Annotated in this window: 20 protein-coding genes; 18 read left to right on the top strand and 2 right to left on the bottom strand. The window is 63.8% G+C overall.

The genetic code is table 11. The features are described 5' to 3' along the window. Positions 1-29 precede the first annotated feature (29 nt). Positions 30-1,127: a chorismate synthase gene (gene aroC / locus LVD11_RS11225; RefSeq protein WP_237059028.1), complete on the top strand. Its 1,098-nt coding sequence runs from the start codon at positions 30-32 to the stop codon at positions 1,125-1,127. Between the two features lie 60 nt (positions 1,128-1,187). Here aroC and LVD11_RS11220 read toward each other — a convergent pair whose 3' ends face one another. Then, positions 1,188-1,925, bottom strand: coding sequence for a TIGR04219 family outer membrane beta-barrel protein (locus tag LVD11_RS11220; protein ID WP_237059026.1), 738 nt, complete (start codon positions 1,923-1,925; stop codon positions 1,188-1,190). A 96-nt stretch (positions 1,926-2,021) separates the two neighbouring features. Further along, on the bottom strand, positions 2,022-2,924 hold the full coding sequence (locus LVD11_RS11215; protein WP_237059024.1) for a LysR family transcriptional regulator: 903 nt from the start codon (positions 2,922-2,924) through the stop codon (positions 2,022-2,024). A 138-nt stretch (positions 2,925-3,062) separates the two neighbouring features. On the opposite strand from LVD11_RS11215, the gene leuC reads away from it, so the two are divergent. The 17 genes from leuC to LVD11_RS11130 all read left to right on the top strand — a co-directional run bounded on the left by leuC (position 3,063) and on the right by LVD11_RS11130 (position 23,487). After that, the gene (gene leuC / locus LVD11_RS11210) at positions 3,063-4,502 is read left to right on the top strand and encodes a 3-isopropylmalate dehydratase large subunit (RefSeq protein ID WP_237059022.1); all 1,440 of its coding nucleotides are present in this window, start codon (positions 3,063-3,065) and stop codon (positions 4,500-4,502) included. Beyond that, positions 4,502-5,149, top strand: a complete 648-nt coding sequence (gene leuD / locus LVD11_RS11205) for a 3-isopropylmalate dehydratase small subunit (RefSeq protein WP_237059020.1) — start codon at positions 4,502-4,504, stop codon at positions 5,147-5,149. The genes leuC and leuD overlap by 1 nt, the downstream gene beginning before the upstream one ends. A gap of 100 nt (positions 5,150-5,249) precedes the next feature. Further along, positions 5,250-6,323: a 3-isopropylmalate dehydrogenase gene (leuB, locus tag LVD11_RS11200; protein WP_237059019.1), complete on the top strand. Its 1,074-nt coding sequence runs from the start codon at positions 5,250-5,252 to the stop codon at positions 6,321-6,323. Between the two features lie 83 nt (positions 6,324-6,406). Further along, positions 6,407-7,522 carry an aspartate-semialdehyde dehydrogenase gene (gene asd / locus LVD11_RS11195; protein ID WP_237059017.1) on the top strand — a complete coding sequence of 372 codons (1,116 nt, stop codon included), beginning with the start codon at positions 6,407-6,409 and terminating at the stop codon, positions 7,520-7,522. 178 nt (positions 7,523-7,700) lie between these two features. Beyond that, the gene (locus LVD11_RS11190; RefSeq protein ID WP_237059015.1) at positions 7,701-8,708 is read left to right on the top strand and encodes an Asd/ArgC dimerization domain-containing protein; all 1,008 of its coding nucleotides are present in this window, start codon (positions 7,701-7,703) and stop codon (positions 8,706-8,708) included. A gap of 197 nt (positions 8,709-8,905) precedes the next feature. After that, on the top strand, positions 8,906-12,010 hold the full coding sequence (locus LVD11_RS11185) for a FimV/HubP family polar landmark protein (RefSeq protein ID WP_237059013.1): 3,105 nt from the start codon (positions 8,906-8,908) through the stop codon (positions 12,008-12,010). An 80-nt stretch (positions 12,011-12,090) separates the two neighbouring features. Further along, positions 12,091-12,972, top strand: a complete 882-nt coding sequence (truA, locus tag LVD11_RS11180; protein ID WP_237059011.1) for a tRNA pseudouridine(38-40) synthase TruA — start codon at positions 12,091-12,093, stop codon at positions 12,970-12,972. A gap of 84 nt (positions 12,973-13,056) precedes the next feature. Beyond that, entirely contained in the window at positions 13,057-13,677 is a 621-nt protein-coding gene (locus LVD11_RS11175) for a phosphoribosylanthranilate isomerase (RefSeq protein ID WP_237059010.1), read from the top strand. 54 nt (positions 13,678-13,731) lie between these two features. Then, positions 13,732-14,949 (top strand): tryptophan synthase subunit beta, encoded by a 1,218-nt coding sequence (gene trpB / locus LVD11_RS11170; protein ID WP_439651288.1) that lies wholly within the window; start codon positions 13,732-13,734, stop codon positions 14,947-14,949. 66 nt (positions 14,950-15,015) lie between these two features. Beyond that, positions 15,016-15,825, top strand: a complete 810-nt coding sequence (trpA, locus tag LVD11_RS11165) for a tryptophan synthase subunit alpha (protein WP_237059008.1) — start codon at positions 15,016-15,018, stop codon at positions 15,823-15,825. A gap of 152 nt (positions 15,826-15,977) precedes the next feature. Next, entirely contained in the window at positions 15,978-16,832 is an 855-nt protein-coding gene (gene accD / locus LVD11_RS11160) for an acetyl-CoA carboxylase, carboxyltransferase subunit beta (RefSeq protein ID WP_237059007.1), read from the top strand. 108 nt (positions 16,833-16,940) lie between these two features. After that, positions 16,941-18,206, top strand: a complete 1,266-nt coding sequence (gene folC / locus LVD11_RS11155; RefSeq protein ID WP_237059006.1) for a bifunctional tetrahydrofolate synthase/dihydrofolate synthase — start codon at positions 16,941-16,943, stop codon at positions 18,204-18,206. Continuing rightward, entirely contained in the window at positions 18,193-18,834 is a 642-nt protein-coding gene (locus tag LVD11_RS11150) for an SPOR domain-containing protein (protein ID WP_237059005.1), read from the top strand. The genes folC and LVD11_RS11150 overlap by 14 nt, the downstream gene beginning before the upstream one ends. Before the next feature lie 162 nt (positions 18,835-18,996). Continuing rightward, positions 18,997-19,488, top strand: coding sequence for a CvpA family protein (locus LVD11_RS11145; RefSeq protein WP_237059004.1), 492 nt, complete (start codon positions 18,997-18,999; stop codon positions 19,486-19,488). Between the two features lie 45 nt (positions 19,489-19,533). Further along, complete coding sequence (gene purF / locus LVD11_RS11140) at positions 19,534-21,021, top strand: amidophosphoribosyltransferase (protein WP_237059002.1); 1,488 nt, start codon at positions 19,534-19,536, stop codon at positions 21,019-21,021. A gap of 186 nt (positions 21,022-21,207) precedes the next feature. After that, positions 21,208-22,392 carry an O-succinylhomoserine sulfhydrylase gene (locus LVD11_RS11135; RefSeq protein ID WP_237059000.1) on the top strand — a complete coding sequence of 395 codons (1,185 nt, stop codon included), beginning with the start codon at positions 21,208-21,210 and terminating at the stop codon, positions 22,390-22,392. A 183-nt stretch (positions 22,393-22,575) separates the two neighbouring features. Continuing rightward, entirely contained in the window at positions 22,576-23,487 is a 912-nt protein-coding gene (locus LVD11_RS11130) for an AAA family ATPase (protein ID WP_237058998.1), read from the top strand. Position 23,488: the final 1 nt, after the last annotated feature.

The raw sequence follows: 23,488 nt of genomic DNA, 5'->3' as shown, positions 1-23,488 counted from the left end.
GACTGAGCGGAAGTCACGGAAGCGAATCTATGTCCGGCAATACCTTTGGCAAGCTGTTTTGTGTCACCTCCTTTGGCGAGAGCCACGGCCCGGCTCTGGGCTGCATTGTCGACGGTTGCCCGCCGGGGCTGGAGATCAGTGCCGAGGAGATCCAGCTGGAACTGGACCGCCGCAAGCCGGGCACTTCCCGCTATACCACCCAGCGTCGTGAGGCGGACGCCGTGCAGATCCTGTCTGGCGTGTTCGAGGGCAAGACCACCGGCACGCCCATTGGCCTGTTGATCGAGAATACCGACCAGCGCTCCAAGGATTACTCCAATATTTCCGAGCAGGTGCGCCCGGCCCACGCCGATTACACCTACTGGCAGAAGTACGGTATCCGCGACTATCGCGGCGGCGGTCGTTCGTCTGCCAGGGAAACCGCCATGCGGGTCGCCGCCGGGGCCATTGCCAAGAAATGGCTGCGCCAGCGCTACGGCATCGAGGTGCGCGGCTACCTGTCGCAGCTGGGACCCATCCGCGTCGAGAAGCTCGACTGGGAGCAGGTGGGACAGAATCCCTTCTTCTGCCCGGACGCCGACAAGGTGCCGGAGATGGAGGCCTATATGCAGGCACTGATCAAGGAGGGCAACTCCATCGGCGCGCGTATTTCGGTGCACGCCAGCGGCGTGCCGGCGGGCCTGGGCGAACCGATCTTCGACCGCCTGGATGCCGACCTGGCCCACGCCCTGATGAGCATCAACGCGGTCAAGGGGGTGGAAATCGGGGCCGGCTTTGCCAGTGTGGAGCAGAAGGGCACGGAGCACCGCGACGAGATCACGCCAGAGGGCTTCCTGTCCAACAACGCCGGCGGCGTGCTCGGAGGCATCTCCAGCGGCCAGGACATCGTGGCCCATATCGCCCTGAAGCCCACCTCCAGCCTGCGTATTCCCGGCCGGAGCATCGATATCCACGGCAACCCGATCGAGGTAATCACCAAGGGGCGCCATGATCCCTGCGTTGGCATCCGTGCGACGCCCATCGCCGAGGCCATGATGGCGCTGGTGCTGATCGACCATATGCTGCGCCAGCGGGCCCAGAACGCCGATGTGGAGCCCGGGGTGGTAGCCAGCAGCAGTGACAGGTAGTTCGAGCAGATATAAAAAAGGCGGCCAGTTGGCCGCCTTTTTCATTTGCCTGCTACCCGGTTACAGGTGCAGGTTCAGGCCCAGGTAGGGGCCGCTGATTTCCAGGTCGCTCTGCAGCTGGTCCAGTTCCTTCAGTTCCAGGGTCATGCTGCGGTAGCCGCCCTCGAGGGCCATATCCAGGCCCGGAGCGAAGTCCCAGCGCACCTTGGCGGTCAGGTCGGTAAGGGTATCGCCGTTGTAACCGGTCACATTGCCCTGGGTGACCACGGACCAGCCGGTGAACGGCAGGTCGAAACGGGCCATGCCGTAGGCCATCGGCAGCACGCCGGCCAGCTCGATGTTTTCGGACTGGATAGCGCTCTCCACCTGCATCTCGCCCTTGTACTGGCGCGCGGTCAGGCCCACGTCCAGGTTCACCCAGTTGTCGAGGATCTCGTAGTAGAGGGTGGCGTCGGTGTGGCTCAGGTCCAGGTCGGTGGCAACGTCGGTGCCGGCAATAAACGTCTCGTCGCCGAAGGTTACAAACCGCTCCAGGCGGGTTGAGCCGTCGGTCTTGATGGCGCTGTGGGACAGCATGATGTTCGGGACCAACGGCACCGGGTGCTCGAGTGCGGCCTGCAGGAAGGTGACGTTGTCCTCGGCGGGCTGGAATTCCTCGATGCTGAAGTCGTCCACCCCGACACTGCCGCTGTAGGACGGCATCCACACGCCGGCGCTGGCGTCAAAACCGAGAATGGTATCGGCGCTGGCAGCGCCGCTGGTGAGTGCCATGCAAATGGCCAGGCTGAGTTTTTTCATTGTTGCCTCCTTATTAGAATTGGCGCCTAGTTTACTATTTTTTTTATGGCGGTCGGCCGCCAGCGAAGGATTGCCGGGTAATTCTGTGACCGGTCTCTACTTTTTGCGGGATGCTTGTGACCCGTTTTCCGCTGCAGCCTGCAACAACAGCTGCTGCAGTGCGCTGGCGGCGTTGCTGAGGGTGCGCGCGCGGTGATTGATCACCCCGAGGTTGCGCAGGATGTTTAGTTTCTCCACCGGCAGCACGGCCAGGCTGTCGTCCACCAGGGTGCGGGGCAGTACGCTCCAGCCGAGGCCGACCCCGGCCATCATCTTGATGGTCTCGAGGAAGTTGGTGGCCAGCTTGGCAGTCAGCTTCAGTCCCTGGGCGTCGAACTCGCGCTTGATCAGGCGGCCGGTATAGGTGTTGAGGTCGGGCAGTATGGCGGGGTAGCGGGCCAGGTCGGCCAGGTCCAGGCCCGGCATCTGCGCCAGCGGGTGTTCCGGTGCCGCCACCACCACGCAGGGGTCGGGCCAGATTACGCGCGCCTCCAGGTTCGGGTATTCCTTCAGGGCCAGGGTCACCACCGCCAGCTCGTACTCCCCGGCCATCAGGGCCTCGTAGGCCTGCTCCGAATCGACAAAATCGATGTCCAGCGCCACATCCGGGTAGCGGTTGCTGAATTCCTTCAGTACCGGTGGCAGGTGATGCAGGCCCACATGGTGGCTGGTGGCGATGCGCAGACTGCCGGCCACCTCGCCCCCCAGCGCACGCAATTCGCGTTCGGCGTCACTCACTTCATTGAGGATGTGGCGCGCCCGCGGCAGCAGGGCGCGGCCGGCATCGGTAAGCTGCAGGCGGCGGCCGATGCGGTCGAACAGGGGCGTGCCCAGCTGCTGCTCAAGTGCCGCCAGCCGCTTGGAGACTGCGGGCTGGGTCAGGTGCAGCTCCTCGGCCGCGTCAGATACCGAGCCCTGCTCGGCAATACTCAGGAAGGCCTTCAGCCACTGTATTTCCATGTTCTCTCCGTCAGGGGAGCCCGGGCCGGTACAGCCTGAACCATTCCAAATGCGACATCTTCTTATAATAAATATAAATTGATGTTATGCAATGTCCCCCCTAGACTGCCGCAATCACAAGACTGAGGAGAGACGGCCATGGCCGGGCAGACGCTTTACGACAAACTCTGGCAGGACCACCTGGTCAAGAGCCGCGAAGACGGCACCGCACTGATTTATATCGACCGCCACCTGATCCACGAGGTCACCTCGCCGCAGGCGTTCGAGGGCCTGCGCCTGGCGGGCCGCAAGCCATGGCGTACCGACTCTGTGGTGGCCACACCGGACCACAACGTGCCGTCCGACAGCGCCGAGCGGGCCGGCGGCATCGATGGTATCCGCGATGAGGTCTCGCGCATCCAGGTCAAGACCCTGAATGAGAACTGCAATGACTTCGGCATCGTGGAGTTCGGTATCAATGAGCCGGGCCAGGGCATTGTCCACGTGATCGGGCCGGAAACCGGGGCCACCCTGCCGGGCATGACCGTGGTCTGCGGTGACTCCCACACCTCCACCCACGGTGCACTGGGGGCGCTGGCCCACGGTATCGGGACTTCCGAGGTGGAACACGTGATGGCCACCCAGTGCCTGATCCAGAAGAAAATGAAGAACATGCTGGTGCGCGTCGACGGCGAGCTGGGTCCGGGCGTGACCGCGAAAGACGTGGTACTGGCGATTATCGGCAGGATCGGTACCGCCGGCGGCACCGGCTATGCCATCGAGTTTGGCGGCTCCGCGATCCGCAGCATGTCGATGGAAGGCCGCATGACCATCTGCAACATGGCCATCGAGGCGGGCGCCCGCGCCGGCATGGTGGCGGTGGACCAGGTCACCCTGGACTATGTGAAGGGCAAGCCCTACGCACCGAAAGGCGAGCAGTGGGAGCAGGCGGTGGAGAACTGGAGCCGCCTGCACTCCGATGATGATGCGGTTTTCGATACCGTGGTGGAGCTGGCGGCCGGGGAGATCGAGCCGCAGGTAAGCTGGGGCACCTCGCCGGAAATGGTGGCTTCAGTCAATGCGCGGGTGCCGGACCCGGCCGCCGAGGCGGACCAGACCCGTCGCACCGGTATCGAGCGCGCACTGGAATACATGGGGCTCCGTGCCGGCCAGGCGATCGGTGACATCAAGCTGGATCGTGTGTTTATCGGCTCCTGCACCAATTCCCGCATCGAGGACCTGCGCGCCGCCGCAGCGGTGGCGAAAGGCCGCACCAAGGCCGGCAGCGTCAAGCAGGTGCTGGTGGTGCCCGGTTCCCAGTCGGTGAAGGCGCAGGCCGAGAAAGAGGGCCTGCACGAGATCTTCACCGCGGCCGGGTTCGAGTGGCGCGAGCCCTCCTGTTCCATGTGCCTGGCGATGAACGCGGACAAGCTGGGGGCGGGTGAGCATTGCGCGTCCACCTCCAACCGCAATTTTGAGGGGCGCCAGGGTTACGGTGGCCGCACGCACCTGGTAAGCCCGGCCATGGCGGCCGCAGCCGCGGTTGCCGGCCACTTTGTCGATGTGCGTGAGTTTGTAGCGGCGGGGGAGACAGCCTGATGAAAGCCTTTACCCAACACCAGGGCCTGGTCGCCCCCATGGATCGTGCCAATGTGGACACGGACTTGATTATTCCCAAGCAGTTTCTCAAGTCGATCAAGCGCACCGGTTTCGGCCCCAACTTGTTTGACGAGCTGCGCTACCTCGATGAGGGCATGCCGGGCCAGGACTGCTCGAACCGGCCGCTGAACCCGGAATTCCCGCTCAATCACGAGCGCTACCAGGGTGCCTCTGTGCTGCTGGCGCGGGAGAACTTTGGTTGCGGCTCCAGCCGTGAGCACGCCCCCTGGGCGCTCGACGACCACGGCTTCCGTGCCATTATTGCGCCGAGCTTTGCCGATATCTTCTTCAATAACTGTTTCAAGAACGGCCTGCTGCCGATCGTGCTTGCCGAGGAGGTTGTCGAGCAGTTGTTCCAGGAAATGTACGCACAGGAGGGCTATACGCTCACCATCGACCTGGAGCAGCAACACGTGGTCAAGCCGGGCGGGGAGCGCATTCCGTTCGAGGTGGACAGCTTCCGCAAGCACTGCCTGTTGAACGGTCTCGACGATATTGGCCTGACGCTGGAGGACGCGGACGATATCCGCGCCTATGAGGAAAAGCGCCGCGCGCAGGCACCGTGGCTGTTTGATGCGGTGAAATAATTAACTGTCACCAGCCGGCTCTCGTCGGCACGGTGCGCGAAAAAGATAAAAATACGGGAGCCGCCGGTTGGTGGTATCCGTCACAAGAAAAGGCAAAATCGTGAGCAAGAACATCATGATCCTCCCGGGCGATGGTATCGGCCCGGAAATCACCGAGCAGGCAGTGGCGGTACTGGAAGCCGCGAATAAGAAATTCGACCTTGGCCTGAACTTCAGGCAGGGCAAGATCGGCGGTGCTTCCATCGACGAGTTCGGTGAGCCGCTGACCGATGCGACCCTGGACGAGGCCGGCGAGTGTGATGCGGTGTTGCTGGGGGCCGTGGGCGGTCCCAAGTGGGACACACTGGACCGCGAGATTCGCCCGGAGAAGGGCCTGCTGAAAATCCGCAGTCGCCTGGGCCTGTATGCCAACCTGCGACCGGCGATTCTCTACCCGCAACTGGCCGAGGCCTCGTCGCTGAAGCCGGAGGTGGTTTCCGGCCTGGATATCCTCATCGTGCGCGAACTGACCGGCGGTATCTACTTCGGCGAGCCGCGCGGCATTCGCCTGCTCGCGAACGGCGAGCAGCAGGGCTATAACACTTACGTCTACAGTGAGTCGGAAATCGAGCGCATTGGCCGCACTGCCTTCGAGGCGGCGCAAAAGCGCGGCGGCAAGCTCTGTTCCGTGGATAAGGCCAATGTGCTGGAAGTGACCGTGCTGTGGCGTGAGGTGATGGACCGGCTGGCACCGGAGTACCCGGATGTGGAGGTGACCCATATGTATGTCGACAACGCGGCCATGCAGCTGGTGCGTGCACCCAAGCAGTTCGACGTGATGGTGACCGGCAATATGTTCGGCGACATCCTCTCGGACGCCGCGGCGATGCTGACCGGCTCCATCGGTATGCTGCCGTCGGCATCACTGAACGAGGCCGGCTTCGGTCTCTACGAACCCTGCCACGGCTCGGCGCCGGATATCGCCGGCCAGGGCATTGCCAACCCGCTGGCGACTATCCTGTCAGCGGCAATGATGCTGCGGTACTCGCTCGGCATGGGTGAGGCGGCGGACGCAATCGAAAAGGCCGTGAGCAAGGTTCTCGACGACGGACTGCGCACCGCGGATATCTACACTGAGGGAAGCAGGAAGGTATCCACCGCGGAGATGGGCGCAGAAGTGGTGGCCGCTTTCTAATTTCAATAACGAAGGTCTATCCGTTAATTACAGGAGCCTGCTTGCAGGCAAACCGGACACACAGGAATCACAGGATTATTGAAATGAAAAAAGTAGGTTTTATCGGCTGGCGCGGCATGGTCGGCTCGGTACTGATGGGCCGTATGCTGGAAGAGAATGACTTCGCCCATATTGCCGAGCCGGTATTCTTCTCCACTTCCAACGCCGGCGGCAAGGCGCCGAACATCGGCCGCGAAGTGGCCCCGCTGGGTGACGCCTTCGATATCGACGCGCTGGCGGAGCTGGATGCCATCGTCAGCTGCCAGGGCGGTGACTACACCAAGAAGGTCTACCCGCAGCTGCGTGAGAAGGGCTGGGACGGTTACTGGATCGACGCCGCCTCCAGCCTGCGTATGGACGACGACGCCCTGATCGTGCTGGACCCGGTTAACCGCAGTGTGATCGACCGCGGCATCGACGCCGGTGTGAAGAATTATATCGGCGGCAACTGCACTGTCAGCCTGATGCTGATGGGTCTCGGCGGCCTGTTCAGGGAAGGCCTGGTGGAGTGGGTTTCTGCCCAGACCTACCAGGCGGCCAGTGGCTCCGGTGCCAAGCACATGCGCGAGCTGATTTCCCAGATGGGCGCCATCCGCGACGGCGTCGCCAGCGAGCTGGCGGACCCTGCCAGCGCCATCCTCGACATCGATCGCAAGGTGGCGGAGAGCATGCGTTCCGGTGAATTCCCCACCGCCGAGTTCGGCGCGCCGCTGGCGGGGAGCCTGCTGCCATGGATTGATACGCAGATGGAGAGCGGCCAGAGCCGCGAGGAATGGAAAGCCCAGGTCGAGGCCAACAAGATCCTCGCCACCGACAGCACCGTACCCGTCGACGGCACCTGCGTGCGCATTGGCTCCATGCGCTGCCACAGCCAGGCATTTACCGTGAAGCTGAAGCGCGATGTGCCAATGAATGACATCGAGCAGTTGATCGGTGGCGCCAATGACTGGGTCAACGTGGTGCCGAACGAGCGCGAGGTCACCCTGAAGGAACTGACCCCGACCGCGGTCACCGGCAAGCTGGACATCCCGGTGGGTCGCCTGCGCAAGCTGAGCATGGGCCCCGAGTACCTGAACGCCTTCACCGTGGGCGACCAGCTGTTGTGGGGCGCCGCCGAGCCGCTGCGCCGCGTGCTGCTGATCCTGCTGGGCAAGTTGTAAGCCCGGTAGCAGGCCGGCTTGCCCGGCTACAAGGCCCCGGCGGGAGCAGATCCCGCCGGGGCTTTTTGCTATCTGGAGCACGCGATCCGGAATCCCTTGCGGCCAAGGCTGTTCCCGGCCTCCAGCGCAGGTATAATCGCCGCCTTTCTGACCAACCCCAGCGGAGACCTTAACTGCCATGTCCGAAATCACGCCGGAAACCGAGCGCGAACTGGTAATCATCGGTGTGGATAACGCCGCCTTCTCCCCCTTGCTGGAAATCCTGGAGGAGCGCAAGACCGTGCTGCCAGAGCAGCTGCGCCTGCTCGAGGAGGAAGACAGCGAGGCGGATCCGCAGGTATTCGCCAACCGCAATATCACCGTGCAGTCGCTGGAGCAGTTTGCCTTCGGCCCGCAGCAGGTGGTGCTGCTGCTCAAGGGCGGTGCGGCGGGGCAGGCGGCGCTGGCTGCGGCCGAAGAGGCCGGGGCCTGGGTGCTGGATGCCTCCGACAACACCCGCGGCGACGAGAGTGTGGCGGTGGTGCACCCGCTGCTCAATGCCGGTGCCATTGCCTCGGCGGAGCGCCACGTACTGGCCCTGCCGGCCTCCGGCGCGGCCATGGTGGCCGAGGCCCTGCTGCCGCTCCGCGACCGGGTGCAGGCAGTGGAGGTGCAGCTCAACCAGCCCGTGTCCGCGCTGGGCAAGGCGGCTGTGGACTCCATGGCTGCACAGACCGCACGCATGTTCAACGCGCAGGAAGTGGATGTGGATCCCGAGGTGGGGCACCGGCTGGCATTCAACCATCTGAGCTCCAGCGACGCCTTGCTTGAAAGCGGCCATAGCCTGCGGGAGCTGGCGCTGGTACACGACCTGCGGCGTCTGCTGGGTGAGGATATTGCGGTCGACGCCTGCATCAACACGGCATCGGTCTTTCACGGGCAGCTGGCCAACCTGCGCGTGGTGCTGAAGGACGAGGCGGACCTGGAGCAGCTGCGGGCGCTGCTGCGCAACGGTACCGGCCTGAAACTTGAGGATCGCCCCTCGGCACAGGATGCGGTCGGAGGGGATATCACCCTGGTGGGGCGCCTGCGGCAGAGCCTGCTCAGCCGGCGCCAGGTTAATTTTTGTGCAGTATCCGACAATTTGCGCAAAGACCTGGCAATCAATTGTGTACAGATTGTCCAGTTGTTGCTAAAAAACCACTGATATTTAATACTTAGCCGCTATAGTGAAGGTTTATTCTCAACATTGCTTTTACTTGGGGGTGGCGACTTAATCGCCAGCGGTGAGAGGCAGTCGAAGCGCCAGCCGCTTCATTGGGTATTTACTGTACAGTAACCCGGCGCCGGGCGGGGCATATTCCGCGGGCGAGCCGGTGATTCTAACAATAAAGGGAATCGGATATGCGTGTGCGAAAGCTGGCGCTTGCTGTGGGTATGGTCAGCGCACTGGGTGGCAACGCGGCTCTGGCGCTCGGGCTTGGTGAAATCAAACTGAATTCGACGCTCAACGAGCCCCTCGATGCACAGATTTCACTGCTGCAGACGCGCGGTCTTGCCGATGGCGAGATCAAGGTCCGCCTGGCCAACCCCGAGGATTTCGAGCGGGCGGGCGTTGACCGCACATACCTGCTTACCGATCTCGAGTTCGAAGTCGACTATTCCGGTGCACAACCGGTGGTTCGCGTTTCCAGCAACCGCCCGATCCAGGAGCCCTTCCTGAATTTCCTGGTGGAAACCCGTTGGCCCAGCGGCAGGCTCCTGCGTGAGTACACCCTGCTGATGGACCTGCCCGCCTTCTCCAGCAGTACCGCACAGCAACCGGTACGCGCGGCTGAGCGCGAGCGCCAGCAGGTGCGCCGCCAGCCTGCCGCCCCGCGGCCGGCACCTGCCCCGGCGCCGCAGCAACGTCCCAAGGTGCAGGAGCAGGACCCTCGGCCGACCCGTGAAACGCCCGAAGAACCCCGCCCTGAGGCGCAACAGCCGGCTGCCGAGGAGCCGATGGAGCTCGAGCCCCGGGCGCAGCAACGCCAGTCCAGCGGAGCGCAGGATGAAGGCAGCCGGGTTTACGGCCCGGTGTCCGCCAACCAGACCCTGTGGGAAATCGCCCGTGATTCCCGCACCCATGGCGACGTCACGGTGCAGCAGACCATGCTGGCAATCCAGCGCCTCAACCCTGAAGCGTTTATCGATGGCAACATCAACCTGCTGAAGAAGGGCGCCGTGCTGCGCCTGCCCGAGGTCAGTGAAGTGCGTGCCGTGTCCCGCGGGGACGCGGTTGCCCGGGTGGCATCCCAGAATGAGGCCTGGCGCCAGCGTATCGGCGCTGCCGAGGAAACCACCGGGGCGCCGCTGGATGCACGTGCAGCCAGCGAGGATACCGGCAGCAGTGAGGCCGTCGAAGGCCGCGTGAGCCTGGCCGCGCCGGGTGACAACGAGTCGGTCCAGTCTGGTTCCGGCAGCGGTGTCGAGGACAGTGCAGCGCTGGAGGGCGAGCTCGCGGTCAGCGAGGAAGAGCTGGACAAGTCCCAGCGCGAAAATGAGGAATTGAAGGAGCGGATCTCCGAACTCGACGAGCAGATCGACACCATGGAGCGCCTGGTGGAGGTCTCCAACGAGGAGATGGCTGCGGTACAGGCCGCCGCCGGAGAAGCCGCTGAAGAAAGCGGATTGGCGGAAGCCGAAGATGGCGTGGCCACCGATGATACGCTGGCTGCTGAAGAACCCACTGCTGCTGAAGCTGAAGATGTCGCAGCGGACGAGGCAGCCGCTGATACTGCGGGCAGCGAGGCCGCGCAGTCCCCCGAGCCACAGGATGCCCGCAACCGGGTTGTCAGTGTGCAGACCAAGCCCGAGCCGACCCTGGTCGAGCGGCTGATGGATAATATCCAGCTGATTGGAATCGGGGTTGGTGTCTTGCTGCTGGGGATCGTCGGTTTTGTCAGCTGGCGTCGCCGCAAGGAGGAAGAGGAGGCCATGCGCCAGGTTGAGGCCGAGATGGCTGCCGAACGCGCCCTGGCTGACGCCCCTGAAATCGACGAGAAAGACGAGCACCTGGCGGCGGTGGAATCCGTCGAGACCCAGGACAGCTTCGATATGGACCAGTTCGGTGATATCGACACTGGCGACCCCATATCGGAGGCGGAAATCCACCTGTCACTCGGCCAGTACGGTGACGCCGAGGGCAAGCTGGTAACCGGCCTGCAGCAGGATCCGCAGAATGTCGATGCCCGCCTGATGCTGCTGGAGGTGTATGCGCACCAGCAGGATATCGACAAGTTTGATGATCACTATCGCCAGCTGCTGGGTGTGAGTGATGGCCCCGCAGCGGACCGCGCGGCTCGGTTGCGCGAGAGCATTGACGGTGCCGGCCCCTTTGAGGGTCCGGAAGACAGCTTCACCAGTGAATCCCTGGAAGCGATGCAGCTCGATGACATGAGCTCTTCCTTTGACGGCGATTTCAGCGGCGACTTTGGCAGTGCCGACAGCGCCGGTGACCAGGCTTCCGGCGACAGCGACCTGCTGGACGACCTCACCATGGACCTGGGCGATGACAGCGAGTTCTCGGCCGCAACGGATGCCGGTGGGGAAGAGGAATTTTCGCTCGACCTGGACCTGGGTGACGATTTCAGTAACGACAGCGGCAAGAACGACAGTGACGATGGCTTCGATTTCGATGACCTGATGTCGGCAGACCTGGGAAGCGATTCCGGGAAAGCGGAGCAGGGCGCGGCCGAGCCCGCCACCGACGATCTGGACTCCCTGTCGCTGGACCTGGACGGTGACTTCGGCAGTGCTGAGGTTGCCGGCAGTGATAAGTCCGGTGGCGCGGAAGCCGCTGGCGAGGAAGACAGCGGGCTGGACTTCGACCTCGACCTGTCACCGATGGACGAGGCCGGGGACGAAGATTCCGGTGACCTGGAGTTTGGCGCTGCGGCAGCGGAGACAGCCGGCAGCGATACGGCTGATTTCGGCACACTCGAGTTCGAGGGTGCGTCCGATGACAGCTTTGGTGGCCATGACGCTGAAACCAGCGGTGCTGAAGACCTGTCACTGGACGACCTGGAAGGTTTCGGTGATGAAATGGGATCCGGCCTGGACCTGGATTCCATCGATCTCGACGAATTCGACAGCGACCTGATGGCGGGCTCCGATAACACGGTTACCGCAAGCAGTGAGGCCGCGTCCGCTCAGGAAAACTCTACACTCACACTGGAGCCCGAGGTGGAAACGGCTGGTGACGCCGTTGCTGAATCTGCGCCCGCCAGTGGCGGCGACAGTGGCAGCGCCGCATTCAGTGACCTCAACTTCGACCTGGAAAGCGACCTGGATTCAGAGCTCAACCTGCTGGAAGGCAGTGACGAGTTGAGCACCAAGCTGGAACTGGCGCAGGCGTACGTTGATATGGGTGACAAGGATGGTGCCAAGGATATCCTGGCCGAGGTGGCCGAAGAGGGCAATGACGAGTACAAGTCACGGGCCCGCGAGATGCTGGAGCGTCTCTCGTAAGTTGCCGCCAGCGAGGAAAACCCCGCACTGGCTGCGGGGTTTTTTTATGGCCTTACTTTACCGATTGCAGGCAAGTTTCCATGCCCTCCGATTACCAGTACAAACCCAATGGTGAGGTGCCTCCCGGCGAGGCGTTGCCCCCGGGGCTGCGGCGTATTGCCCTGGGAGTGGAATACTGCGGGGCGCGCCTGCATGGCTTCCAGAAGCAGAAGTCCGCTGACGCCACAGTGCAGGCGTACCTGGAGAAAGCCCTGTCCGCAATCGCCGCCGAGCCGGTGACCCTGGTCTGCGCCGGGCGCACCGATGCCGGCGTGCACGCCACCAGCCAGGTGATTCATTTTGATACCCACGCCGCCCGGCCGCAGCGCGCCTGGGTCCAGGGCGTGAATACCAAGCTACCCGACGCCGTGCGTGTGCGCTGGGCGCAGGAGGTACCGCCCCAGTTCCACGCCCGCTTCTCTGCCCGGGCGCGCAGCTACCGCTACCTGATCCACAGTGCGCCCACCCGCTCCGCCCAGGCGGCCGCCGAGGTGACCTGGACCCAGCATGCGCTGGACCTGGACGCCATGCGCGCCGGTGCGCAGCACCTGCTGGGGGAGCACGACTTCACCAGCTACCGTGCCAGCCAGTGCCAGGCAAAAAGCCCGGTGCGTGAGGTCACGCGGCTGGATATCGCCAAAGTGGGGCAGCTGATCGTCATTGAAATCAGTGCCAACGCCTTCCTGCACCACATGGTGCGCAATATCACCGGTGTGTTGATGGCTGTCGGGCGCGGCGAGCGCGCGCCGGCGTGGGTGCGGGAGGTGCTGGAGGCCCGGGACCGTACCGCAGCCGGTGTCACCGCGCCGCCCTTCGGCCTCTACCTGGTGGATGTGCAATATCCGGCGGAGTTCCACTTGCCGGCGAGCGAGCCGGGCCCGCTCCTGGTGCCGCTGCCCCTGGGCGGCCTGTCGCCGCCCTGAGTGGCAGCCGGGGACAGGCCGCCACCAATCTGCTAGTATCGCTGACTCCCTTTTGATTGAACCACCGGTCGGTTGCGTAACGCGATGCAAGTGAAAGTGTGCGGCATAACCCGCGCGGACGATGCGGCGATGGTTGCCCGGGCGGGGGCAGATGCCCTGGGCCTGGTTTTCTACGAGCGCAGCCCGCGCTATGTCACCGTGCCCCAGGCGCTCTCCATTGCGGCGGTGGTACCGCCGTTCCTTACCCTGGTGGGCCTGTTTGTCAACGCCAGTGCCGATGACGTGAACGAGGTGCTGGCCACGGTGCCCCTCAACCTGCTGCAGTTCCACGGCGACGAGACTGCAGAGTACTGCGAGCAGTTTGGTCGTCCATATATCAAGGCCCTGCGTATGAAAGACGACCTGGATGTTGTGGCCGCCATGGCCGAACATCCCGGTGCGCGGGGATTCCTGCTGGACGCCTACCGTCCCGGGGTCCCCGGTGGCACTGGCGAGTCCTTTGACTGGCAGCGGGTGCCGCAGGACAGTGGCCAGCAGATTGTCCTCGCCGGTGGGCTGACACCGGATAATGTGGCGACGGCCATCCGCACCGCGCACCCGCAGGGTGTGGACGTGAGCGGTGGCGTCGAGTCGGCGCCGGGCATCAAGGATGCCGACAGGGTTCACACCTTTATCGCCGCGGCGCGGCAGGCGTTAAACGATTGAGCGGTCCTCCCGGCGAAGCCAGTTGCGGGACCAGCGGTAACAGGAGCAGTGAGAGTGAGCGATAAGAAGTCGGTGGATTATTCAGCCTTTCCGGATGCGCAGGGACATTTCGGTCCCTTTGGTGGCCGTTTCGTGTCCGAGACGCTGATCGGTGCCCTGGACGAGCTGCAGGCGATGTACAGCAGCCTGAAAGACGACCCGGAATTCCAGGCCGCGTTCGACTACGACCTGGCTCATTACGTGGGGCGGCCCTCGCCACTGTACCTGGCCGAGCGCCTGACCGCAGAGGCGGGCGGGGCGCGGATATGGCTCAAGCGCGAGGACCTGAACCACACCGGTGCCCACAAGGTGAACAACACGGTGGGCCAGGCGCTGTTGGCAAAGCACAGCGGCAAACGGCGTGTAATCGCCGAGACCGGTGCCGGCCAGCACGGTGTCGCCACGGCCACGGTTGCGGCGCGGCTGGGACTCGAATGCGCGGTCTATATGGGCGCGGAAGATGTAAAGCGACAGTCCCCGAATGTCTACCGCATGAAGCTGCTGGGAGCCGAGGTAATCCCGGTGGAGTCCGGTTCGAAGACGCTCAAGGACGCCATGAACGAGGCCATGCGCGACTGGGTAACCAATGTCGACGACACCTTCTACATCATTGGTACTGTGGCAGGCCCGCACCCCTACCCGCAGCTGGTGCGCGATTTCAATTCGGTGATCGGCCGCGAGGTGCGCGCACAGAGCCTGGAGGAGTTCGGCCGGTTGCCGGATGCACTGGTGGCCTGTGTCGGCGGTGGCTCCAATGCCATCGGCCTGTTCCACCCGTTCCTCAGCGACAGCGACGTGAAGATGTACGGCGTCGAGGCGGGCGGCGAGGGCCTGGCCAGCGGCCACCATGCGGCACCGCTGAACGACGGCGTCCCGGGCGTGCTGCACGGCAACCGCACCTACCTGATGGAAGATGACGATGGCCAGATTATCGAGACCCACTCGGTGTCCGCCGGTCTCGACTACCCGGGCGTCGGGCCCGAGCACGCCTGGCTGAAAGACATCGGCCGGGTGGACTATGTGGTGGCCGATGACCAGGAGGCGCTGAATGCCTTCCGTATGCTGACCCGCAAGGAGGGAATCCTGCCGGCGCTGGAGTCCAGCCACGCGGTAGCCTATGCCCTGAAACTGGCCGCCGGAATGTCCCCGGAGCAGAACATTGTCGTGAACCTTTCCGGCCGGGGGGACAAGGATATTTTCACCGTGGCTGCTATCGACGGTATCGAGGTCTAGGCGACGGGCCAGCACAGAATTGCAGAAGTGGCGCCGCGAGGGCGCGGATCAACAGGAATTGAGCGAGTGACACAAGACAACCGAATCGACCGCCGTTTTGCCCGCCTGCGGGAAGAGGGCCGTAAGGCACTGGTGACCTACCTGGTGGCAGGGGACGGCGGCCCGGAAAACACCGTGCCACTGATGCACCAGCTGGTGACATCCGGGGCGGACCTGATCGAGCTGGGCGTGCCTTTCTCGGACCCCATGGCCGAGGGGCCGGCGATCCAGCGCGGCCACGAGCGCGCCCTGGAGCACAAAACGTCCCTGCGCAAGTGCCTGGAGATGGTGCGGGAATTCCGGCGCGAGGACGGCCAGACGCCGGTGATCCTGATGGGCTATGCCAACCCGATCGAGAAGATGGGGGCCGAGCAGTTTGCCGACGCTGCCCTGGAAGCCGGTGTCGATGGTGCGCTGACAGTAGACCTGCCGGCGGAAGAGGCGGGACAACTGAACGGGTTACTCAGTGAGCGCAACCTGCGCAATATCTTCCTGCTAACCCCCACCACCAGCGACGAGCGGATCCGCGCGATCACAGGGCTGGCCAGCGGTTTTATTTACTATGTGTCACTGAAAGGGGTCACCGGGGCGGGCAACCTGGACCCGGAGGCGGTGCGCACGAACCTGGAACATATCCGTGGTTTCACCGAGCTGCCGCTGTGTGTGGGTTTCGGTATCCGCGACGGCGCCTCCGCCCGGGCGGTCAGCGAGGCCGGCGATGGCGCGGTAGTGGGGAGTGTGCTGGTCTCGGCGATCGGTGAGGCCGCCGATGGCACTGCCGCGCGCGACGCCGTGGCGCAGCTGGTGGGGGAGATTCGCGGGGCGTTGGACGCCTGATCCCCACGGTTGTGACCGGCTGGCCAGAAAGCCCCTGTGGGCGGCTGAACTGGCTGCACCCGGAAATGGTGTTAGTGTTTTAATTCTCGTCCTCAAAGCCACCGGCCAAGGACAGGACTTGGCCCTCAGAAGCATCGGGATTTGGAAACAAAATGAGCTGGTTAGAAAAAATCGTTCCCGCGGTCATCCGCACCGAGCGCCGTCCCGGCGCCAGCAAAGTCCCGGAGGGAGTGTGGAAGAAGTGCGTCAAGTGCGACGCCATGCTCTACCGGCCGGAGCTCGAACGTAACCTGGATGTCTGTCCCAAGTGCGACCACCATATGCGAATTGGTGCGCGCCGCCGGCTGGACATTTTCCTCGATGAGGAGGGGCGTGAGGAGCTGGCGACCGACGTGGTGCCGGTGGATCGCCTGAAGTTCAAGGACGTAAAGAAGTACAAGGATCGCCTGACCCAGGCCCAGAAGAATACCGGCGAAAAGGACGCCCTGATCGCCATGCGTGGCACCCTGGAGGGCAAGCCGCTGGTGGCGGTGGCGTTTGAATTTGCTTTCCACGGCGGTTCCATGGGTTATGTGGTGGGTGAGCGCTTTACCCGTGCTGCCCAGCTGGCCCTGGAAGAGCGTATCCCGCTGGTCTGCTTCTCTGCTACCGGCGGCGCCCGCATGCAGGAGGCCCTGATTTCCCTCATGCAGATGGCCAAGACCTCCGCGGTGCTGGAGAAGATGAAAATGGCCGGTGTGCCCTATATCTCGGTCATGACCGACCCAGTGTATGGTGGTGTGTCCGCGTCCCTGGCGCTACTGGGGGATATCAATGCCGCCGAGCCGGGCGCGCGCGCCGGTTTTGCGGGGCCGAATATCATCGAGCAGACCATTCGCCAGAAGCTGCCGAAGGGCTTCCAGCGGGCCGAATTCCTGCTCGACCACGGCGCTATCGACATGATTATTCCCCGCACCGAGATGCGCACCACGCTCGCGCGGTTGCTGGGCAAGCTGTCCGGCGCCTGAGCCACATCCGCGGGCGCACCGGCCGGCGCGCCCGCTTCCCCTTTTCCCCTGTTACCGGCGCCGGTCTGGCGGCATACTGGTGCCCGCACTATCGATACGGGGTTTTCCATGAGTGAACTGCAAGCCTGGCTCGAGCGGCTGGAAAGGCTGCACCCGACGGAAATTGAACTGGGCCTGACCCGTGTGGCAGCAGTGGCCCGCGAACTTGGAGTGGAAAAGCCCGCCCCGCGGGTGATCTCGGTGGCCGGCACCAATGGCAAGGGTTCCTGCGTGGCCACCCTGGAGGCGCTGCTGCGCGCCGGCGGGCAGCGGACCGGGGCTTACAGCTCGCCGCACCTGCTGCGATTCAACGAGCGGGTGCGTATCGACGGCCGCGAGGCCACCGATGCGGAGCTGGTAGAGGCTTTCGAGCAGGTGGAGGCGGCCCGGGACGGTACCAGCCTGACTTACTTCGAATTCACCACCCTGGCTGCCCTGTGGCTGTTCCAGCGTGCCGGTATTGACTATGCCCTGCTGGAGGTAGGGCTGGGTGGCCGCCTGGATGCGGTCAACCTGGTGGATGCGGACCTGGCCATCATTACCAGCGTGGCGGTGGACCATGAGGCCTGGCTCGGCAGTGACCGGGAGGTAATCGGTCGTGAAAAGGCCGGGATCCTGCGCCCCGGGGCCCCGTTCGTCTGTGCCGACCCGGAGCCGCCGCTGTCGGTGGTCTCGGCTGCCGGCAGTATGGGGGCCGATGGCTATTTCCTGGGTTCGGAGTATCACCTCGACGACGGCCGGTTCCGCTTCGGCGGGCGGGAGATCCGCCTGCCGGCGGATACCGCGCTGCCACGCCCCAGTATTGCCGCAGCGCTGGCAGCGCTGCTGGTGCTGGATGCCATGCCGGCAGTGGCGGATGGGGAGATTACCGGGATACTGGCAGGGTTACAGTTGCCGGGGCGCTGCCAGCAACTGGCCTGGCGGGGCAGGGAGCTGTTGCTGGACGTGGGGCACAACCCCGCGGCGGCCGCCTACCTGGCCCGCTGGCTGGCGGATCACCCGGTGCCGGGCCGGACCCGGGCACTGGTGGCGGCCATGGCGGACAAGGACCTGGCGGGGCTGTTCGCGCCGCTGGCTCAGGTTGTGGACATGTGGTTTCCGTCCCTGCTGCCGGGCAATGAACGCGCGGCCGGTTGCGAGGCATTGCTGGCGGGACTGGAGGCGGCGGGGGTACCCGCCACACGGGTGGACAGTGGCTGTGCTGCGGTGGTGGCGACGCTCGACCGGTTGGTCGGCGAGACCGGTGACGGGGACAGGTTGCTTGTCTTCGGTTCTTTCTTTACCGTTGCAGAAGTTTTACAACATGTAAGAGATGACATCGATGGCGAGTCGTGATCGCGCCCCGGGCAAGCGGGGGCGCCTGGATGATGGCTTCAAGCAGCGTATCGTGGGAGCGCTGGTATTGACCGCGCTCGCGGTGATATTCCTCCCGTCCCTGTTTGACCGCGAGGGGAAACGCTATATCGATGCCACCAGCCAGATTCCACCCGCACCGGATATCCAGCCGATCGAGATCGCCGAGCCCGAGCCTGTGGCCGATGCGGCGCCGGCACCGCATCCCGACGATGCTTTCCAGCCGGCCCTGGTTAGTGGGCCGGAAGAAGCGCCGGAGGAACCGCAGGCGGCGCCCGCAGGGGGCGCGTCCGCCAGCGCTGAGGAAGCCGACCAGCCGTCTGCACCCGCAAACGCCACCGATGCGCCGGTCCTGGATGCCAGCGGCCTGCCTGTGGCCTGGGTGGTGCAGGTGGCCTCATACAGTCGTGGTGACCGTGCCGAAGCCCTCCGTGATCGGCTGCTGGATGAGGGCTACAAGGCGTTCACCCGGGATGTGCGCACCGATAAGGGGCGCTACACCCGCGTTTTCGTCGGTCCCAAGACCAGCAAGGCCGACGCCGCGGTGGTCAAGCGGGAGCTCGACAAGTTGCTGGAGGTGCAGACCCTGGTGCTGCGCTTCAAGGCCTGATGCCGGACTTTACGGTCAGTTTTGTGAGTTCCTGTTGCCGAATAGCGGAAACATTGGGTTGCCGCTCCTAATCAATGGTGCTTTTGCGAACAGCTTCACGCGCCCGGTCCGGTAAGTTAGAATGCGCGCTTCTCGCGGCAGCTGCCGAGGCAGGTAGGTTGAATGAATTGGGCTGACTGGACCATCCTGGCAATCGTGGCCATATCCACGCTGATTGGTCTGAGCCGGGGTTTTGTACGTGAAATCCTCTCCCTGCTTACCTGGGTAGCCGCCTTTGTGATCGCGATGATGTTCCGCGATGAACTGGCCCCGTTGCTTTCAATGGTGGATACCCCCTCCCTGCGGGCCATCGCCGCCTTTGCCATCCTTTTCCTGTTTACGTTGCTGGCGGGTGCCGGCCTGAATATGACCCTGTCGGCCTTTGTCGAGGCCACCGGCCTGTCGGGAACGGACCGCACGCTGGGCATGGTGTTCGGGCTGTTGCGGGGCAGCATTATTGTGCTGGCACTGCTTATCATGGCGCCGGCGCTGATCCCGGTGGAAGGGGATCCCTGGTGGCAGGAGTCGGCACTGATTCCCCATTTTCTTGCATTCGAGGGGCATGCGCGGCATACCGCCGAGGCGGTCCAGGGCTTTTTTGTAAAATTGTTTTAACCGGGCGGCGCTGCCGCCCCCATGACGACCAGTAGGGCTAAGACTATGTGTGGTATTGTCGGTATCGTCGGTAAGAGTGACGTCAACCTGCAGTTGTACGATGCACTCACCCTGTTGCAGCATCGCGGGCAGGACGCCGCCGGCATCATGACCTGTGACAGGGACCGCCTGAACCAGCAGAAGGCCAACGGCCTGGTCCGGGATGTGTTCCGCGCGCGCCATATGCAGCGACTCACCGGTAACTTTGGTATCGGTCACGTGCGCTATCCCACCGCTGGCAGCTCCGGCCCGGCCCTGGCCCAGCCCTTCTATGTCAACTCTCCGTACGGCATCGCCATGGCCCACAATGGCAACCTCACCAATGTGCGCGAGGTGGTTGAAGAGATCTACCTGCAGGACCTGCGCCACATCAATACCGATTCCGACTCCGAAGTGTTGCTCAACGTGTTCGCCCACGAGCTGTACAAGCTGCACAAGCTGAAGCCCAAGGCCGAGGACATCTTCACGGCCATGCGGGCGGTCAACAAGCGCGTGCGCGGTGGCTATGCCTGTGTGGCCATGATTGTTGGTTATGGCATTGTGGCGTTCCGTGACCCCCATGGCATCCGCCCGCTGGTTTACGGCAAGCGCGAGACCGACAAGGGCACCGAATATATGGTGGCTTCCGAGTCTGTGGCACTGGATGTGGGCGGTTATACCCTGGTACGGGATGTGGCCCCGGGCGAAGCCATCTACATTGAGCTGGACGGCACCGTGCACTCGGAGATCTGTGCCGAGAACACCTCGCTCAACCCGTGCATTTTCGAGCATGTTTACTTCGCCCGTCCCGATTCCATCATGGATGGGGTGTCCGTACACAAGGCACGCCTGCGCCAGGGTGAGCACCTGGCGGAGAAGATTCTGCGCCAGCGTCCGGACCATGATATCGACGTGGTGATCCCGATCCCGGATTCCGCCCGCACTGCCGGACAGACCGTGGCGCATCGGCTGGGGGTGAAGTTCCGCGAAGGTATGGTGAAAAACCGCTATATCGGCCGTACCTTCATCATGCCTGGCCAGAAGCAGCGCAAGAAGTCCGTGCGCCAGAAGCTCAATGCCATCGAGCTGGAATTCCGCGGCAAAAATGTGCTGCTGGTGGATGATTCCATCGTGCGCGGAACCACCTGCAAGCAGATTATCCAGATGGCGCGCGAGGCGGGTGCGGCCAAGGTTTATTTTGCCTCTGCAGCGCCGGCGGTGAAGTACCCCAACGTGTACGGTATCGACATGCCCTCGGCGCAGGAGCTGGTGGCCCACGGTCGCACCACCGAGGAAATCTGCAAGGAAATCGGCGCAGACTGGCTGATCTACCAGGATCTCGAGGACCTGGTGGAGTGCTCTGCCGAGGGTAACGACAAGATCGACGAGTTTGACTGCTCGGTGTTTAACGGCAATTACATCACCGGCGATGTTGACGACGATTACCTGGAGCAGCTGCACGCAGCCCGGAACGACGAGGCCAAGAACGAGAAGGGTAACCAGAGCTCGATCTGAGCCAGCCGGCCGCGCTCCTGGCGGCCCGACCCCTGATCCCGGCGCGGGCGTCGGCCCGCTCCCCCGGCGGGCCGCGGCTCCGCCACCAGTCCCCTGCATTTCCCCGGCAAAGCATGCGAGCTCCGCATTTTGCTGCCAATTCAGTTAACATAACCGGCCCAGAAAAATACCAACCCGGGACGGTGTATGTTCGAAGACGACGATTACTCCCTGGAGACCCTGGCGGTGCGCGCCGGCCAGGTACGCTCACCGGAGGGCGAGCACTCCGAGGCCATGTTCCTCACCTCCAGTTATGTTTTTCCCTCCGCGGCCGAGGCCGCCGCGCGTTTTTCCGGTGAATCCCCCGGCAACGTCTATTCGCGCTATACCAATCCCACCGTGCGTATGTTCGAGGAACGTATCGCCGCGCTCGAGGGCGGTGAAGCTGCGGTGGCCACTTCCAGTGGCATGGCTGCGATCCTGAGCCTGTGTATGGCACTGCTGAAAAGCGGTGACAAGGTGATCTGCTCGCGCAGTGTATTCGGCACCACCACGGCGCTGTTCACCCGCTACATGGAAAAATTCGGCGTGCGCGTGGCGTTCGTCGATCTCACCGATATGCAGGCCTGGCGCGAGGCGCTCGACGGCGATACGAAGCTGCTGTTTATGGAGACGCCGTCCAACCCCCTGTGCGAGGTGGCGGATATCCGTGAGCTGGCGGAGCTGGCCCACAGTGCCGGTGCCCAGCTGGTGGTGGATAACTGTTTCTGTACCCCGGCCCTGCAGCGCCCGCTGGAGCTGGGTGCGGATATTGTGGTGCACTCCGCCACCAAGTACCTGGACGGGCAGGGCCGCTGCGTCGGCGGCGTTGCCGTGGGCCGCAAGGAAGTAATGGATGAACTGGTGATCTTCCTGCGCACCGCCGGGCCCAGCATGAGCCCGTTCAACGCCTGGGTATTCCTGAAAGGCCTGGAAACCCTCAGCCTGCGCATGCAGGCCCACTCGAATAATGCACTGGCGCTGGCCTGGTGGCTGGACGAGCAGGACGCGGTGGAGAAGGTGAACTACACCGGCTTGCCCAAGCACCCGGGTCACCTGCTGGCAGCGAGCCAGCAGCGCACCTTTGGCGGTGTGCTGAGCTTCCGCGTACGCGGCGGGCGGGAGGAGGCCTGGAAGGTGATCGACGCCTGCCGGATTTTCTCTGTCACCGCCAACCTGGGTGACGCCAAAAGCACTATTGTGCACCCCGCGACCACGACCCACGGCCGCCTGAGCGAGGAGGACAAGGCGCGGGCCGGTATTACCGAGAACCTGATCCGGGTCTCGGTGGGCCTGGAGAATGTCGACGACCTGCAGCGGGACCTGGCCCGCGGCCTGGCAACCCTGGGGTGAGCACTGCCGCAGCGAGAGGGCCGCGGCGCCATTTGTGATTTCCCGCGCAGAGCAGGGGATACAACGACCTATCATTACAGGTTGTTGCCATCGAAAGTCCTGTGCCCCGCGCTTTAAAGTGGTTGGCGGGATCGGCGGGGATACCCGCCACATGTAAAAGAACCGAGCAGTAATGGATTAGCCGTGCAAAAGATCATTTCCGCAGTTGTCGCCGATATCGGCAAGGTGTTACTGGGCAAGGACCACCAGGTAAAGCTGGCCCTGGCCTGCCTGCTCTCCCGCGGGCACCTGCTGATTGAGGACCTGCCCGGCATGGGCAAGACCACCCTGGCGCACGCCCTGGCCCAGGTGCTGGGACTGTCCTACAAGCGGGTGCAGTTCACCAGCGACATGCTGCCTGCGGATATTGTTGGCGTTTCCATTTTCGAGCGGGATAGCGGCAACTTCCGCTTCCATGAGGGGCCGGTGTTCAGCCAGCTACTACTGGCCGACGAGATCAACCGTGCCTCGCCCAAGACCCAGAGCGCGCTGCTGGAAGCGATGGAGGAGCGCCAGGTGAGTGTCGACGGCGAGACCCGCCCGCTGCCCCAGCCCTTTTTTGTCATCGCCACCCAGAACCCCCTGCACCAGTCCGGCACTTTCACCCTGCCGGAATCCCAGCTGGACCGCTTCCTGATGCGAATCAGCCTGGGCTACCCGACGCGCGAAGCGGAACGGGCCCTGTTCCAGGGCGTGGACCCGCGCGAGCAGTTGCGCAAGTTGCGGCCGCGGCTGGACCGGGCCGGGTTGGCTCAGCTACAGGGGCTGGTGGGGCAGGTCAAGGCATCGAGCAGCCTGCTCGATTACCTTGAGCGACTGGTGCTACACACACGCCAGAGCCAGGACTGCCCGGTGGGCCTCTCGCCGCGCGGCGCACTGGCCCTGCTGCATGCGGCACGCGCCTGGGCATTGATCCACGGTCGCGGACATGTACTGCCGGAAGATATCCAGGCGGTATTGCCAGCGGTGGCGGGCCATCGCTTGCAGAGTGAGAGCGGCGATGGCGCGCAGCTGGTGGAGCGTCTGATTCGCCAGGTCGACGTCATCGCGGCCTGAC

Source organism: Microbulbifer sediminum (assembly GCF_021729035.1).
Taxonomy (GTDB): domain Bacteria; phylum Pseudomonadota; class Gammaproteobacteria; order Pseudomonadales; family Cellvibrionaceae; genus Microbulbifer; species Microbulbifer sediminum.
Note: the sequence above shows the minus strand (reverse complement) of the source record. Positions and strands in the feature narration are given on the sequence as shown.